Origin of the sequence: Tigheibacillus halophilus (genome assembly GCF_042683165.1) — a bacterium.
Taxonomy (GTDB): Bacteria; Bacillota; Bacilli; order Bacillales; family Amphibacillaceae; genus Tigheibacillus; species Tigheibacillus halophilus.
In genome coordinates this window covers 172,036-186,771 of the sequence record NZ_JBHUIZ010000014.1, presented here as the reverse complement: position 1 = coordinate 186,771, position 14,736 = coordinate 172,036, and the positions used below count along the sequence as shown (strand labels likewise).

Annotated in this window: 11 protein-coding genes; 9 read left to right on the top strand and 2 right to left on the bottom strand. The window is 42.5% G+C overall.

All coding sequences use genetic code 11. From position 1 onward, the window contains the following. The first annotated feature begins 71 nt into the window (after positions 1–71). The 3 genes from pfkA to ACFSMW_RS15535 all read left to right on the top strand — a co-directional run bounded on the left by pfkA (position 72) and on the right by ACFSMW_RS15535 (position 3,286). Positions 72–1,031: a 6-phosphofructokinase gene (pfkA, locus tag ACFSMW_RS15545; protein ID WP_390357166.1), complete on the top strand. Its 960-nt coding sequence runs from the start codon at positions 72–74 to the stop codon at positions 1,029–1,031. A gap of 61 nt (positions 1,032–1,092) precedes the next feature. Next, on the top strand, positions 1,093–2,853 hold the full coding sequence (pyk, locus tag ACFSMW_RS15540; protein ID WP_390357277.1) for a pyruvate kinase: 1,761 nt from the start codon (positions 1,093–1,095) through the stop codon (positions 2,851–2,853). A gap of 43 nt (positions 2,854–2,896) precedes the next feature. After that, positions 2,897–3,286: an FxsA family protein gene (locus ACFSMW_RS15535; RefSeq protein WP_390357164.1), complete on the top strand. Its 390-nt coding sequence runs from the start codon at positions 2,897–2,899 to the stop codon at positions 3,284–3,286. Here the strand turns inward: ACFSMW_RS15535 and ytvI are convergent. Then, a complete protein-coding gene (ytvI, locus tag ACFSMW_RS15530) occupies positions 3,283–4,404 on the bottom strand; it encodes a sporulation integral membrane protein YtvI (protein ID WP_390357163.1) in 1,122 nt (373 codons plus the stop codon). The genes ACFSMW_RS15535 and ytvI overlap by 4 nt on opposite strands. Positions 4,405–4,800: 396 nt before the next feature. On the opposite strand from ytvI, the gene citZ reads away from it, so the two are divergent. The 3 genes from citZ to mdh all read left to right on the top strand — a co-directional run bounded on the left by citZ (position 4,801) and on the right by mdh (position 8,235). Then, positions 4,801–5,919, top strand: coding sequence for a citrate synthase (citZ, locus tag ACFSMW_RS15525; RefSeq protein ID WP_390357161.1), 1,119 nt, complete (start codon positions 4,801–4,803; stop codon positions 5,917–5,919). 88 nt (positions 5,920–6,007) lie between these two features. Continuing rightward, positions 6,008–7,279, top strand: a complete 1,272-nt coding sequence (icd, locus tag ACFSMW_RS15520) for an NADP-dependent isocitrate dehydrogenase (RefSeq protein ID WP_390357159.1) — start codon at positions 6,008–6,010, stop codon at positions 7,277–7,279. A gap of 20 nt (positions 7,280–7,299) precedes the next feature. Then, positions 7,300–8,235 carry a malate dehydrogenase gene (gene mdh, locus ACFSMW_RS15515; RefSeq protein ID WP_390357157.1) on the top strand — a complete coding sequence of 312 codons (936 nt, stop codon included), beginning with the start codon at positions 7,300–7,302 and terminating at the stop codon, positions 8,233–8,235. Between the two features lie 154 nt (positions 8,236–8,389). Here mdh and ACFSMW_RS15510 read toward each other — a convergent pair whose 3' ends face one another. Beyond that, positions 8,390–9,592, bottom strand: coding sequence for an MFS transporter (locus tag ACFSMW_RS15510; RefSeq protein WP_390357156.1), 1,203 nt, complete (start codon positions 9,590–9,592; stop codon positions 8,390–8,392). A 238-nt stretch (positions 9,593–9,830) separates the two neighbouring features. On the opposite strand from ACFSMW_RS15510, the gene ACFSMW_RS15505 reads away from it, so the two are divergent. From ACFSMW_RS15505 to polA, 3 genes are all read left to right on the top strand, one after another. After that, positions 9,831–10,526 carry a response regulator transcription factor gene (locus ACFSMW_RS15505; RefSeq protein ID WP_390357154.1) on the top strand — a complete coding sequence of 232 codons (696 nt, stop codon included), beginning with the start codon at positions 9,831–9,833 and terminating at the stop codon, positions 10,524–10,526. Continuing rightward, positions 10,523–11,893: a two-component system histidine kinase PnpS gene (gene pnpS, locus ACFSMW_RS15500; RefSeq protein ID WP_390357152.1), complete on the top strand. Its 1,371-nt coding sequence runs from the start codon at positions 10,523–10,525 to the stop codon at positions 11,891–11,893. Before ACFSMW_RS15505 ends, pnpS begins: the two co-directional genes overlap by 4 nt. A gap of 200 nt (positions 11,894–12,093) precedes the next feature. Further along, entirely contained in the window at positions 12,094–14,727 is a 2,634-nt protein-coding gene (gene polA, locus ACFSMW_RS15495; RefSeq protein WP_390357150.1) for a DNA polymerase I, read from the top strand. The last annotated feature ends 9 nt before the right edge of the window (positions 14,728–14,736 follow it).

The window sequence follows — 14,736 nt, the reverse complement described above, 5'->3', positions numbered from 1 at the left end:
ATACCTATTATCTTTGAATAGAACGGGTATTATATCAGTAGTTACAATATATCGTCCATGAGGTGGATTTTATGAAAAAAATTGGAGTATTGACAAGTGGCGGAGATGCGCCTGGCATGAATGCTGCAATTCGTGCCGTAACGAGAAAGGGAATTTACCGCGGTGCAGAAATTTATGGGATTTCAAATGGATATCAAGGGTTGATAGAAGGCCATATTGAAAAGCTTGAGATAGGTTCGGTAGGCGATATCATCCAGCGTGGCGGGACGAAGCTCCGTTCAGCGCGCTGTGACCGTTTTAAAACCGATGCCGGCCAACAGGAAGGAATCACCCAATTAAATAAATTCGGCATTGAAGGGCTGATTGTGATTGGGGGAGACGGAAGTTTCCGCGGGGCCCAGAAGCTGACAGAAAAGGGTTACCCATGCATCGGGGTACCGGCTACTATCGATAATGATATCGCAGGGACTGATTTTACGATCGGTTTTGACACTGCATTAAACACGATCATTGAAGCGATTGATAAAATAAGAGATACCGCTACCTCGCATGAGCGGACTTATGTCATCGAGGTGATGGGCCGCAATGCAGGTGATTTGGCACTGTGGGCTGGCTTGGCTGATGGTGCGGAAAGCATCCTCATTCCGGAAGAAACCGATGACTTGAACAACGTTGTGAAGCGTCTGCAACGAGGGCATGAACGGGGCAAGAAGCACAGTATCATTCTTTTGGCCGAAGGCGTAGGCGATGGAATGGAATTCGGCAAGCAGATTCAGGAAGCGACAGACTTTGAAACAAGAGTGACAGTACTTGGGCATATTCAGCGCGGCGGCTCTCCAACTGCATTTGACCGTGTTCTCGCGAGCCGGCTTGGAGCAAAAGCGGCTGATCTACTATTGGATGGACAGGCAGGGAAGATGGTTGGCATCCAGCAGAACCGGCTGGCCGTTCATGATATCAATAATATATTGACAGGTAAGCATGAAATAGATATGGATCTTTATCATTTATCAAAGGAATTATCCATCTAAATACATTTATACGATTAAAACAGCTATTTTGACAGAACATAAGGAGGAAATTGTTTTGGATATTAGAAAGACTAAAATTGTATGTACGATTGGACCAGCATCAGAATCGGTAGACATGTTGAAGAGACTTATGAAAGCAGGAATGAATGTCGCTCGTTTGAATTTCTCGCATGGCGACTTCGATGAACATGGTCAAAGAATAACAAATATCAGGCAGGCTGCAAAAGAACTGAATAAAACTGTCGCCATTATGCTTGATACAAAAGGACCGGAAATCAGAACTGGCAATTTTGAAAACGGCGAAACAACAATTGAACAAGGCAGCACAGTGTATGTTTCAATGAAAGAGGTACTCGGCACTGCCGAGCGGTTCAATATTACCTATGAAAACCTGATTCACGATGTGCATGAAGGCTCTAAAATTTTGCTCGATGACGGGCTGATAGAGCTGGAAGTACAAGCAATCGATTTGGGAAACAACGAAATCAAAACAAAAGCCATGAATACCGGAGTGATTAAAAACAAGAAAGGCGTCAATGTGCCGAATGTTTCCGTCAATTTACCCGGTATCACAGAAAAAGATGCCAACGACATCAAATTCGGTATCGAACAAGGCATTGATTTTATTGCAGCATCCTTTGTTCGTCGCGCATCAGACATTTTGGAAATCAGAGAACTGCTGGAAAACCATGATGCCGCACATATCCAACTCATCCCTAAAATCGAAAACCGTGAAGGTGTCGATAATATTAAACAGATACTTGAAGTCAGTGATGGTTTGATGGTTGCACGCGGGGATCTTGGTGTCGAAATTCCTGCAGAAGATGTACCACTCGTTCAAAAGGAACTGATTCGTCAGTGCAATCTTTTTGGAAAACCAGTTATTACTGCCACACAAATGCTTGACTCCATGCAGCGCAATCCGCGTCCGACAAGAGCCGAAGCATCTGATGTCGCTAACGCTATTTTTGATGGATCGGATGCTGTGATGCTTTCAGGAGAAACGGCTGCCGGAAATTACCCTGTCGAAGCAGTTCAAACCATGGCAAACATTGCCTTGAAGACAGAAACAGGACTTGATCATGAATCGATACTCAAAAACCGCTCGAAATCTACTGATATGACGATCACGGATGCCATCAGCCAGTCTGTCACGCATACTGCAATGAACTTGGGGGTCAGTGCGATCATCACACCGACTGAAAGCGGCCATACGGCAAGAATGATATCTAAATATCGTTCCAAAGCGCCAATTGTTGCCATCACTTCTTCAGCAATCGTCAACCGTCAATTGTCATTGGTATGGGGAGTGCACTCCATTATTGGAAAACCTGCTCATTCCACGGATGAAATGCTGGAAGGTGCGATAGACCAGGGATTGAATACAGGTATTTTTGAACGTGGCAACCGTGTGATCATTACTGCCGGTGTTCCGGTGGGCGAAAGTGGAACGACCAACCTGATGAAAATCCACGTTATAGGTGATGTAATCGCAAAAGGACAAGGTATTGGTAAAAAAAGTGTATTTGGGAAAGTTGTAATCGCCAAAACCGTTGAAGAAGCATTGAATAAAGTGAGGCCTGGGGATGTTTTAGTGACATATGGAACGGACCGGGAAATGATGCCAGCCATAGAAAGGGCGGCAGGGATCATCACCCAGGAAGGTGGATTGACCTCACATGCTGCTGTAGTCGGCCTCAGTTTAGAAATTCCTGTTATTGTGGGTGTTAAAGATGCCATGCAGCTTCTGAAAGAGGGACAGGAAATTACGATGGACTCTGCCAAAGGTGACATTTATCAAGGACATACAAATGTGCTGTAATAGATGACAGTGTTCATCATTCTGATTTTGTAGAGGTGATAGCATGCGCAAATTTATACCATGGATTTTTATCATGCTGATATTGGAAGCTGTCGTTTTTGTGTTCACGGTTAAATGGCTCGGTCCTGTAGCAGTGATTTTCTTGACCGCAGTTACTGCTTTGTTGGGGATCGTTCTCGCTAAACAGCAAGGGATGAAAATCTGGGCAGACTTGCAACGGAATTTACGTCATCACATGAAACCCGGAAAGCAAATTTTAGACGGCGTTTGTGTATTGGTTGGCGCGGCATTGTTGATTTTCCCCGGGTTTATTACGGATATTCTTGGCCTGCTTTTTGTCATGCCATGGACAAGAGTGTTTTTCAGGCACATGCTATACACTTTCCTGTCAGCTTTATTCAGCAAGAATATCATTATTTATCGACGTCGTTAGTCCAAAGGTGTGGAACCTTTTATAAAATTAAAGACTAATTTTGGGATTCCGGCTTGGATTATTCCAGTTATTAAAATCAATACAATCGGGGTCATTAACAAGCCCATACCCCCATAAAGTTTAATAGCAACAAATAATACCGTCAGACTCAGCAGCGGGCTGATTCCCAAACTGCTGGAAAGAACTTTTGGTTCCATTATTTGCCTTGTCAGTAATACAAAAAGATACAATAATGCAAGTGCAGCAGCCAATGTCAGTTTCTGAGCGAACAGCAGGTAAATGACCCAAGGGATAAAGATAATGCCCGTACCAAACAGGGGCAGCAAGTCAGCAAAAGCTGCAAGTAATGTGATCGTCATAGCATGTTCAATTTGCAAAATCAGTAAACCGGCAAAAATGATTACCGCTGATGTCATTACCAGCAGCAACTGTGCTTTTGCATAGCCTGTCATACCCCTTTTGAAATGGGATGACAGGCTTTTTGCATGTCTGTGCAATTTTGATGGGAAAAATCGTTTTATTCGCTTTATCACCGCTTCATAGTCATTTGTGATGAAGAAAGTGGCTAATACAGTAAAAAGCGTTACTGAGATAGAGGAAGGCAAGACGACGGCAAAACCAGCCAGCTTTAAAAAGAACTGCTGCAATAAGGAGGCTCCATAGCTGGCAGCGTATGAGCTAGCACCTTGTAAATATTGTTCTATCGTGTCCTGCTGTGCAGGATGCAGTCTTTGGAATAAAGCAGAAATCCGTTCATATAACGGTATCAAATGTTCATGCACGAAATCACTGAAAAGGGCGACTCCTGACTCGAAGTATAAGGGCATTCTGTCCGCCAAAAAAAACATCCCCTGTGTTATTTCGGCAATAATCGTCATTATCAATGCAAGACTGGACACGATAAAAATCGTCATTGCTAAAATAGTTGCCAATGGTCTGGGGAGCTTCAACCTTGTTTGGATGAAAGAGACGACAGGATGTAGTAAAAACGCTAAAAATAGAGCAATAATAAACGGGTAGGCATATGTCAATACGATTTTCCCTGTGACATAGCATGATATGAAAATTCCTAAAACCATTCCAGCACGCATAAGTTGTAAAAATAACTGCTTGTACATAACGCAAACCCCATTTATATCGAGTAGTCGGTTTCATGAAATGTATATGCAAAAGGAAGATAAATAGACTACTGCTTGAGCAAGCATTATAGACGATCTTGCTGCGTTTTCGATTCCAGCGTTTTTAGAACACAGGAAAAGGGAATAAAAACAATGTAGTTGAACTGCTCTGAGCCCGCAATTTGCTAAAAATCTGCAGGATTTGGCAAAAATACGTCATTTTAAATACATTCGTTTCACATCAGCGCTTTTTTACTTTATAATGATGGATGGGGAACGAATGGCATCAAATTGTAGGGTTTAGTTGGCTTGGTGCATCTCCCGAATCATATTTCTTGTTTACCTGAAATGATGTCCATTTTAGGGAATTACATAATAGAAAAAGGAGAGGGTTTCATGTCTTCAACAAAAGGTCTTGAAGGGGTTGTGGCAACACAATCAGCTATAAGCTCGATTATTGATGATCAGCTGACATATGCCGGCTATCGCATTGACGACTTGGCTGAGAATTCCAGTTTTGAAGAAGTGATTTATCTGTTGTGGAATCAAAAGCTTCCGACTGAGAGTGAATTGAAAGTATTGAAAACACAATTACGGGAAGAGATGGCTTTGCCTGAAGCTGTAATCGCACATTTGCGTTCTTATGATTTGTCCACTGTCCATCCGATGGCTGCGCTGCGTACGGCTGTTTCTTTATTAGGTTTGTACGACAGTGAAGCGGACGAGATGTCTGAGGATGCGAATAAACGCAAGGCGGTCCGGTTACAGGCCCGGATGGCAACTATTGTTGCAGCATTTTCCAGGATCCGTGAAGGAAAAGATCCCGTCCAGCCGAAGGACAATTTGAGTTTTGCGGCGAATCTTTTGTATATGCTGAATGGTGAAGAACCGAAAGGTATTGAAATTGAAGCAATCAATAAAGCGCTGGTGCTGCATGCTGACCACGAATTGAATGCATCCACTTTCACAGCGCGTGTATGTGTCGCTACGCTGTCAGACATGTATTCCGGTGTCACTGCAGCAATTAGTGCGTTGAAAGGGCCGCTTCATGGCGGGGCGAACGAGCGGGTCATGAAGATGCTGACAGAAATTGGCGAAGAAGAAAACGCTGTCCCTTATATCCAAGAACGTTTGGAAAGAAAAGAGAAAATCATGGGTATGGGGCACCGGGTTTACCGTAATGGGGATCCGCGCGCCAAGCATTTGAAAAAAATGTCCAAAGAATTGACTGAACTGACGGGGCAGCCTAAATGGTATAACATGTCAGTTAAAATTGAAGAATATATCAAAAAAGAAAAAGGACTTCCTGCAAACGTGGACTTTTATTCAGCCTCTGTTTATCACAGCCTGGGCATTGACCATGATCTGTTCACACCGATTTTCGCTGTCAGCCGTGTATCAGGCTGGATCGCGCATATCCTGGAACAATATGCCAATAACCGTTTGATACGGCCTCGTGCTGAATATACTGGGCCACAAACGCAAGATTATATTTCAATTGAAAAAAGAAGCTAAGCTTCTATCGGCATTTTAATAGGCAGACAGCCCGCAGCAATCATGGAAAAATAGAAAACATATAAAGAATACTGAGGAGGATTACACAATGGCACAAGGTGAAAAAATTACAGTTGAAAATGGGAATCTGAATGTACCAGATACGCCTATCATTCCATTTATTGAAGGAGACGGAACCGGCCCGGATATCTGGGCAGCAGCAAGCCGTGTCCTGGAGGCAGCGGTCGAGAAAGCGTACGATGGCCAAAAACAGATTCAGTGGAAAGAAGTTTATGCTGGTCAAAAATCTTATGATAAATTTGGTGAATGGCTTCCAAGTGAGACACTGGACGTCATCCGCGACTATAAAATCGCTATTAAAGGACCATTGACCACACCTATCGGCGGCGGGATCCGTTCTTTGAACGTTGCTTTGCGCCAAGAATTGGACTTGTTCACTTGCTTACGCCCAGTACGTTATTTTGACGGTGTCCCTTCACCAGTTAAGCGCCCTGAAGATGTTGATATGGTCATATTCCGTGAGAATACAGAAGATATTTATGCGGGCATCGAATGGCAAAAAGGTTCTCCAGAAGTGAAAAAAGTAATCGACTTTTTGAAAAATGAAATGGATGTCCATAAAATCCGTTTTCCTGAAACATCAGGTATCGGCATCAAGCCAGTTTCGGAAGAAGGAACAAAACGCCTTGTACGTGCTGCTATCCAGTATGCATTGAACGAAGGCAGAAAAAGTGTGACGCTGGTGCATAAAGGCAACATCATGAAATTTACTGAAGGTGCTTTTAAAGCCTGGGGCTACGAAGTGGCTGAGCAGGAATTCGGTGACAAAGTATTCACTTGGAATGAGTATGATAAAATTGTCGAAGAAAAAGGTAAAGACGCTGCGAACAAAGCGCAAGCCGAAGCAGTATCTGGAGGAAAAATCATTGTAAAAGACGCGATTGCAGATATTTTCTTGCAGCAAATCCTGACACGTCCGAACGAATTTGATGTCGTTGCTACAATGAACCTCAATGGTGACTATATCTCTGATGCACTTGCTGCACAGGTCGGGGGAATTGGTATTGCTCCGGGAGCGAACATCAATTATGATACTGGTCATGCAATTTTTGAAGCGACTCATGGCACTGCACCGAAGTATGCAGGACTTGATAAGGTCAACCCTTCATCTGTCATTTTGTCAGGTGTATTGATGCTTGACCATCTTGGTTGGAGAGAAGCTGGTGAATTAATCTCCAAAGCGATGGATAAAACAATTGCATCAAAAGTTGTCACTTATGATTTTGCACGTTTGATGGAAGGCGCAACAGAAGTGAAATGCAGTGAGTTTGCTGATGAATTGATCAAAAATATGGATTGATAGTTGAGAGGGGAATGATCTTGGGTATTCGACGCAGAAAAATTTCCGTCATCGGTTCAGGTTTTACAGGAGCGACTGCTGCATTGATGCTGGCCCAAAAAGAGCTGGGCGATATTGTCCTTGTGGATATCCCGAAGATGGAGAATCCCACAAAAGGGAAAGCTTTGGATATGTCTGAGGCAGCGCCTGTGCAGGGTTTTGATGCTAAAATAACCGGTACTGCAGACTATGCTGAAACAGCAAATTCCGACTTGGTGATCATTACTGCAGGAGTTGCGCGGAAGCCGGGTATGAGCCGTGATGATTTAGTTGCTACGAATGTCAGCATCATGAAGTCTGTAACGAAAGAAATTGTCAGATATTCTCCCGACTGCGTGATTGTTGTCTTGTCCAACCCGGTCGATGCGATGACATATACGGTATTTAAAGAATCCGGATTTCCGAAAGAAAGAGTGATTGGACAATCTGGCGTGCTGGATACAGCACGTTTCCGTGCATTCATTGCGGAGGAATTGAATCTGTCTGTGAAAGATATCACTGGTTTTGTACTTGGTGGCCATGGGGATAGCATGGTTCCTTTGATCCGCTATTCTTATGCCGGCGGTGTACCGTTGGAAAAATTGCTTTCCAGAGATCGACTTGATGCCATTGTTGAACGTACCCGCAAAGGTGGCGGAGAAATTGTCGATTTGCTTGGCAGTGGGAGTGCTTATTATGCGCCAGCTGCATCGTTGACGGTTATGGCCGAAGCAATTTTAAAAGACCAGCGCCGGGTGATTCCCGCTATCGCTTTCCTTGAAGGAGAATATGGTTACAATGGTATATACCTTGGTGTTCCGATTGTACTTGGGGGAAATGGCCTTGAAAAAATCATTGAACTGGATTTGACGAATGAGGAAAAGAGATTGCTTGATAAATCTGCTGATTCAGTCAAACAAGTATTGCTCAACCTTTAATCACAAAAAATTAGGCATTCGCTAACTTAACAGCGAATGCCTTCTTCGTGCTTATGAATGTCTATGAAACGAGGAATGAAACAAGCATTTTTGCGTCAACTTTCCGATGCTAAAGAATTTCATACATCGAAACAGTATCAATCGATCCTTTCTATCAAGAGGAAGCGGTAGGCGTGCTCACTCGGTCATTCGGCAGAAAGAAAGCCAGCAATGCCCCAGCCAATGGGAGCAAGGACAAGATAGTGAACACAGCAGTCACCCCAAAGATATCAGCAACTGAACCCATGAATACAGAACCTATCCCGCCAGCTCCAACTCCTGCTCCGATGGATAACCCTGAAGCGAGGGCAATATTCTTTGGCAGCAATTTTTGCATATATACTACAGTTACGGAGAAAGATGCTAAAACGGAAAAGCCAAAAATAAGTAATATAACAACGGTCCAAAATCCATTTACGTATGGCAGAAGCATGGCGACCGGCGTGGCAACCAACATGGAACCAACCATCAGCCTCTTCAATCCGATACGATCTGACCAAATTCCACCAATGAAGGTGCCCAGTGCGCCAGCGCCGACAAACACAAAATTCAAGGTTTCCGAAGCTGCAATGGATAAATGCGACATATAAAATGGCAAGAATACAACTACACCCAATTGACACCAAGAACGCAGGATAATAACCGCAATCAGCTGGATGGCGCCGGCTATATTGTTTTTCCCGGTAATTTCCTTCTTCTTGGCAGCCGCCGCCTTTACTTGCTTATTCATCCAGCCTAGCATTTGTGCTGTAAGAGGGATGGATAGAATCGCTAATGGGATAAGCCACAGTAGTCCTTTTAATCCTGTATGGACGAGCAATAATGGGATCACTAGTGGTCCGAATGCCTGCCCTGCATTTCCACCTACTTGGAAAATGGCCTGCGCATGTCCTTTATGTGTGCCAGAGGCCAGATGTGCACCCCGTGATGCTTCTGGATGAAATGCACCCGATCCTAAACCTGAAATCGCAATAAAAAAAAGCAGCCATCCAAACGATGGAGCAATCCCAGTCATTGCCAATCCAGCGATGGATGCAAATACACCAGCACTAAACAACCAAACCCGCGGCTTTCGATCTGTAACCATGCCGAAAAACGGCTGCGAGATAGAAGATGTGATATAAGATATCAGTACAATGAGAGATGACTCCGTGAAACTAAGATGCAGTGCTTCTTTATATAAAACAATCAGCGCAGGAACCATACCTGTTGTTACAAGGTCATTTAAAAAATGTGAAGCACTGAAGGTATATATTGCTCTGCGATAGATAGGCACATTTTTAGTAATTGATTGAAGCGATGCTGTACTATGGCTCATAAATTTGCCTCCTTTACTGATCAAATTGTCATATTCTGCTTTTCGAAAACAGGCGGTTTACGAAAATGAATAATACAACTTATTGTAACACATGCAGCTTGTGTCAAGATAAAACTTTGCATGGCTGGGCTGACGCTCCAAGTTGTTTTGTAAATTTTTCTTTACAATCGTTTCTTTTCTGCGGCAGCCATTGTAAGATGAATGTAAATATACAATCCTCGAGGGGAGAGTTTATCTCATGGCAGGAAAAATCCTTGTGGTGGATGATGAATCATCTATCGTCACATTATTGGCGTTTCATATAGAAAAAGCTGGCTACGCAGTCGATAAAGCGTACGATGGTTTACAAGCCTTGGAAAGGGCAGAAAGTGAAAAGTATGATTTGGTGGTACTTGATTTGATGCTGCCAAAAATAAGCGGTCTTGAAGTTTGTAAATACTTAAGGAAGCATGATAATGATGTTCCTATTTTAATGCTTACTGCAAAAGGAGAGGAAGCTGATAAAATCGGCGGGCTTGACCTGGGGGCGGACGATTATATGACCAAGCCATTTTCACCGAAGGAAGTAGTGGCCAGAATCAATGCGGTATTAAGAAGGACGAGAAAAGAGGACACTATACCTAAGGAATCAATCCGTGTTGGACCCATATGCATTTACCCCGAACGGTTTGAAGCTGTCAAGGGAGATAAAGTAATAACATTTACACGCAAGGAATTCGAATTACTGTATTATCTTGCTAAACACCGGGGAGTGGTCTTATCGAGGGAAAGACTTCTTTTAGCTGTTTGGAACTATGACTTTGTTGGCGACTCTCGCATTGTCGATGTGCATATCAGCAGGCTCAGAGAAAAACTGGAAATGGATTCTAAAAACCCGCAGTACATCAAGACAATACGCGGGCTAGGATATAAATTGGAGGATGCTGCATCATGAAGTATCTTTTTTCAACTGCTTTATGGAAATATACAATAGGAATCATCCTGCTCATCGTGGTTAGTGGTGCAGTGCTGCTTACTGTCATCGAGGACTATATCATACTTATGTGTGTGCTTTTATTTCAAGGCATTATGTTATTTTTAATGCTATTATTCGCCTTTGATAAATTCATCAAGCCGCTGCATCAGGCTGTTCGAACCGTTGAAGAGCTTGTAAAAGGGAACTACCGGGCAAGGATATATCATAGATTTGACGGAGAAATTGGGGAGCTAAGCAAGAAAGTGAATGCTCTGGCAAAAAATTTGAGTGAACTTTCGATCCAGGAACAAATGCAGTCCGAACAACTTGCCAGTGTGATCAACCATACGCATAGTGCATTATTATTCATCGATGAACGTGGCTATATTCAGTTGATCAATCAAGAATTTCTATCAGTTTTTAAGATTTCCGAAGAAGATTGCCAAGGGTATCTTTATTATGAAGCTATAGCAAATGAGCAAGTACATGAAATGGTTCGGAATATATTTCTTTACGAAAAAACGATCAAATCCAACTTGACTCTCCGACAGTCAGTAGTTGACAGATTCATGGAAATGACAGGGGTGCCAATCTTTAACGAACGCGGAATGTTAAGAGGCGCTGTGCTTGCTTTTTATGATATAACAGAATTAAAAAAATTGGAAATGATGCGAAAAGATTTTGTAGCAAATGTTTCTCATGAATTGAAGACACCAGTAACTTCCATTAAAGGATTTTCAGAAACATTATTAGAAGAAAATATGGATGAGCAAACCAGGGAAAATTTTTTACAAATCATTTATGATGAAAGCAGTCGCTTACAGGCGTTAATCAACGATCTGCTGACGCTGTCAAGTCTGGAAAAAGAGTACCCCACAGTGAAGCTTCAGAAATTCGATTTCGAGTTGATTATTGCAGAAATAAAACCTGGTTTTGAAATGCTTGCAAGAGACAGGCATCTTACATTTTATATAGAAATGTCTGGAAATGTGTACATCATGGCTGATTCCAATCAGATGAAGCAAGTGCTCATCAATTTGTTGACAAATGCATTTAATTATACACCTGAGGGTGGTTCGGTCACACTGCGTATCTATGAAACTGAAACAGAGGCAATCATTCAGGTGGAAGACACTGGCATGGGGATGGAGCAAGACATGATCCAGCGTATTTTTGAAAGGTTTTTCCGCCTGGACGAAGCACGTAGCAGAGACACGGGAGGTACCGGGCTGGGGCTTGCTATTGTTAAACATATCGTTGAGAATCACAAGGGGCACATTGATGTGCAAAGTGAACCTGGAGGCGGCACGACATTTACCGTTTCTATTCCTCATGAAGGTCTATAAAATCAAATGGGCGCTATCTGTGTGAAAAGAACGGATAAAATGATAAAATAGTAAAAGAGATATGCTCTGACTAAATGTAACTGCATAGATGCACAAAAATAATAAGGAGGTGAAACCTGGTTATTTCCAAATAAGGTTGTTTTTCAATAAATATCATCCATTTATGCTCAACAACCTCAAAAATGATCAGGTGTCTTCCCTTGACAAAAAAAATGGTATTGATTGACGGGAACAGTATTATTTACCGGGCTTTTTTCGCCCTCCCGCTGTTAAACAATGATAAAGGTGTTTATACGAATGCGGTGTACGGTTTTACAACCATGCTTATGCGAGTCCTGGAAGAGCATAAGCCAACACATTTGCTCGTAGCTTTTGATGCAGGAAAAACGACTTTTCGTCATGCAACATATAAAGAATATAAAGGCGGGCGACAGAAAACTCCCCCTGAGTTGTCTGAACAATTCCCTGTTTTGAAGGAGTTGCTTGATGCGTTTGGTATCAAACATTACCAGCTTGATCAATATGAGGCTGATGACATTATTGGCACACTCTCTCAGCAAGCCGACAAAGATGGTTTTGAAGTCTCTGTTATTTCAGGGGACAAGGATCTATTACAGTTAGTCACTGATAAAGTGACAGTGCATGTCACCAAAAAAGGCATTAGCGAAATGGAAGCATATACCCCGGAACATATGCGGGAAAAAATGGGGATCACGCCTAAACAAATCATTGATTTGAAAGGTTTGATGGGAGATAGCTCAGATAATATTCCTGGGGTGCCAGGTGTCGGTGAAAAAACTGCCACAAAATTGCTGAAACAATTTCACTCTCTTGAGGAAGTATATGTGCATATCGATGAAATAAGCGGTAAGAAACTGAAAGAAAAGCTCACTGAGCACCATGAAGATGCAGTGATGAGCAAACAATTGGCCACCATCGACATGGACGCCCCACTTGTAATCGGCATGAAAGATACAGTGTATGAATCCTATGACGCTGCAAAAGTCAGTGAAATCTTTAAAGACCTCGGTTTTCAGTCATTACTGGCAAAAATGGATGATGGGGAAGAAGAGCCGGAGTCAAAAGTATTGCAGAATATCACTTTTAAGTCAGTGGACGAAGTAAAAGAAGACATGTTTACTGGCAAAGAAGCGTTGATGATTGAGATGCTTGAAGAAAATTATCATAAGGCACCTGTCGTAGGCATTGGAATCGCAAATGAAGAGCATACTTATTTCATTCCTTCAGAAGTTGCCTTCAAATCGAAAGTATTTTGCAAGTGGGCAGAAGATGAAACGAAGCAAAAAATCGTGTTTGACAGCAAGACCTCTATGGTTGCGCTTTTGAACAGAGGCATCCGGCTGCATGGTGTGGTTTTTGATACCGTACTGGCATCTTATTTACTGAACCCTTCTGAAAATAACCACAGTATTGGAGCCATCGCTCATCGTGCCAATCTTTCAGGTGTGCTGTATGACGAAGAAGTATATGGCAAGGGAGCGAAACAGAAGGTACCTGAACCAAGCATTCTTGCCGAACACATTGCCAGGAAATCGCGCATGATGTTCGATGTCCAGCCAGATTTGGAAAAGCAACTTGCAGATAATAAACAAGCTAGCCTGTTAAAGGAACTCGAAATGCCCCTTGCCTGTATATTAGGTGAAATGGAACACACTGGAGTCAGTGTAGACAAAACACGTTTGGAAAAAATGGGCAAGGAATTGAAGGGGCAGCTGGAAAATGTGGAAAAAGAGATTTTCGAACTGGCTGGTGAATCGTTTAATTTAAATTCGCCTAAACAGTTAGGCCCTATCCTGTTTGAGAAGTTGAAGCTGCCAATAATTAAAAAAACTAAAACTGGTTACTCTACAGCTGCCGATGTATTGGAGCAACTTCAGCAAGAACATGAAATTATTCCCAAAATCCTTCTTTACCGCCAGCTCGGGAAATTACAATCGACTTACATCGAAGGTTTGCTGAAGGTAGTGAATGATGAAACGGGAAAAATTCATACCCGTTATAACCAGGCACTCACACAGACAGGCAGATTGAGCTCAATAGATCCAAACCTGCAAAATATCCCTATCAGGTTAGAGGCCGGAAGGAGAATCAGGCAGGCATTCGTGCCATCTGAAAAGGGTTGGATCATGTTTTCTGCAGATTATTCGCAAATAGAATTAAGGGTGCTTGCCCATATTGCCAATGATGAAAAACTTATTGCTGCTTTTAAACAGGAGAAAGATATCCATACAAGTACCGCTATGGAAGTTTTCCATGTAAAGGAAGAAGAAGTCACAGCGAACATGCGCAGACAGGCAAAAGCTGTCAACTTTGGTATTGTATATGGCATCAGTGATTATGGATTATCACAAAACCTGGGTGTGACACGAAAAGAAGCGAAAAAATTTATTGATCGCTATTTTGACACATACCCGGATGTGAAAAAATATATGGAAGACATTGTAACTGAAGCGAAGCATCAAGGCTTTGTCACCACTTTCATGCATCGACGCCGTTATTTGCCCGAGATCAACAGCCGAAATTTCAATAAGCGCAGCTTTGCTGAAAGGACTGCTATGAATACCCCCATACAGGGAAGTGCCGCTGATATTATCAAGCAAGCCATGATTGATTTACATCAGCGACTGAAAAAAGAAAAAATGAAGGCAAAAATGCTTTTGCAAGTGCATGATGAATTGATTTTGGAAGCACCTGAGGATGAGTTGGACAAACTGAAGGAAATTGTCCCGGAATGCATGGAAAACACGATAGAATTACATGTTCCTTTGAAAGTGGAATACGCATTTGGGAATAGCTGGTTTGATGCAAAGTAAGGAGAACGA

Coding starts and splice junctions, on each gene's coding strand:
- ACFSMW_RS15535 (WP_390357164.1), top strand. CDS start 2,897: ATGCGCAAATTTATACCATGGATTTTTATCATGCTGATATTGGAAGCT.
- ACFSMW_RS15510 (WP_390357156.1), bottom strand. CDS start 9,592: ATGAGCCATAGTACAGCATCGCTTCAATCAATTACTAAAAATGTGCCT.
- pfkA (WP_390357166.1), top strand. CDS start 72: ATGAAAAAAATTGGAGTATTGACAAGTGGCGGAGATGCGCCTGGCATG.
- ytvI (WP_390357163.1), bottom strand. CDS start 4,404: ATGTACAAGCAGTTATTTTTACAACTTATGCGTGCTGGAATGGTTTTA.
- icd (WP_390357159.1), top strand. CDS start 6,008: ATGGCACAAGGTGAAAAAATTACAGTTGAAAATGGGAATCTGAATGTA.
- pnpS (WP_390357152.1), top strand. CDS start 10,523: ATGAAGTATCTTTTTTCAACTGCTTTATGGAAATATACAATAGGAATC.
- ACFSMW_RS15505 (WP_390357154.1), top strand. CDS start 9,831: ATGGCAGGAAAAATCCTTGTGGTGGATGATGAATCATCTATCGTCACA.
- citZ (WP_390357161.1), top strand. CDS start 4,801: ATGTCTTCAACAAAAGGTCTTGAAGGGGTTGTGGCAACACAATCAGCT.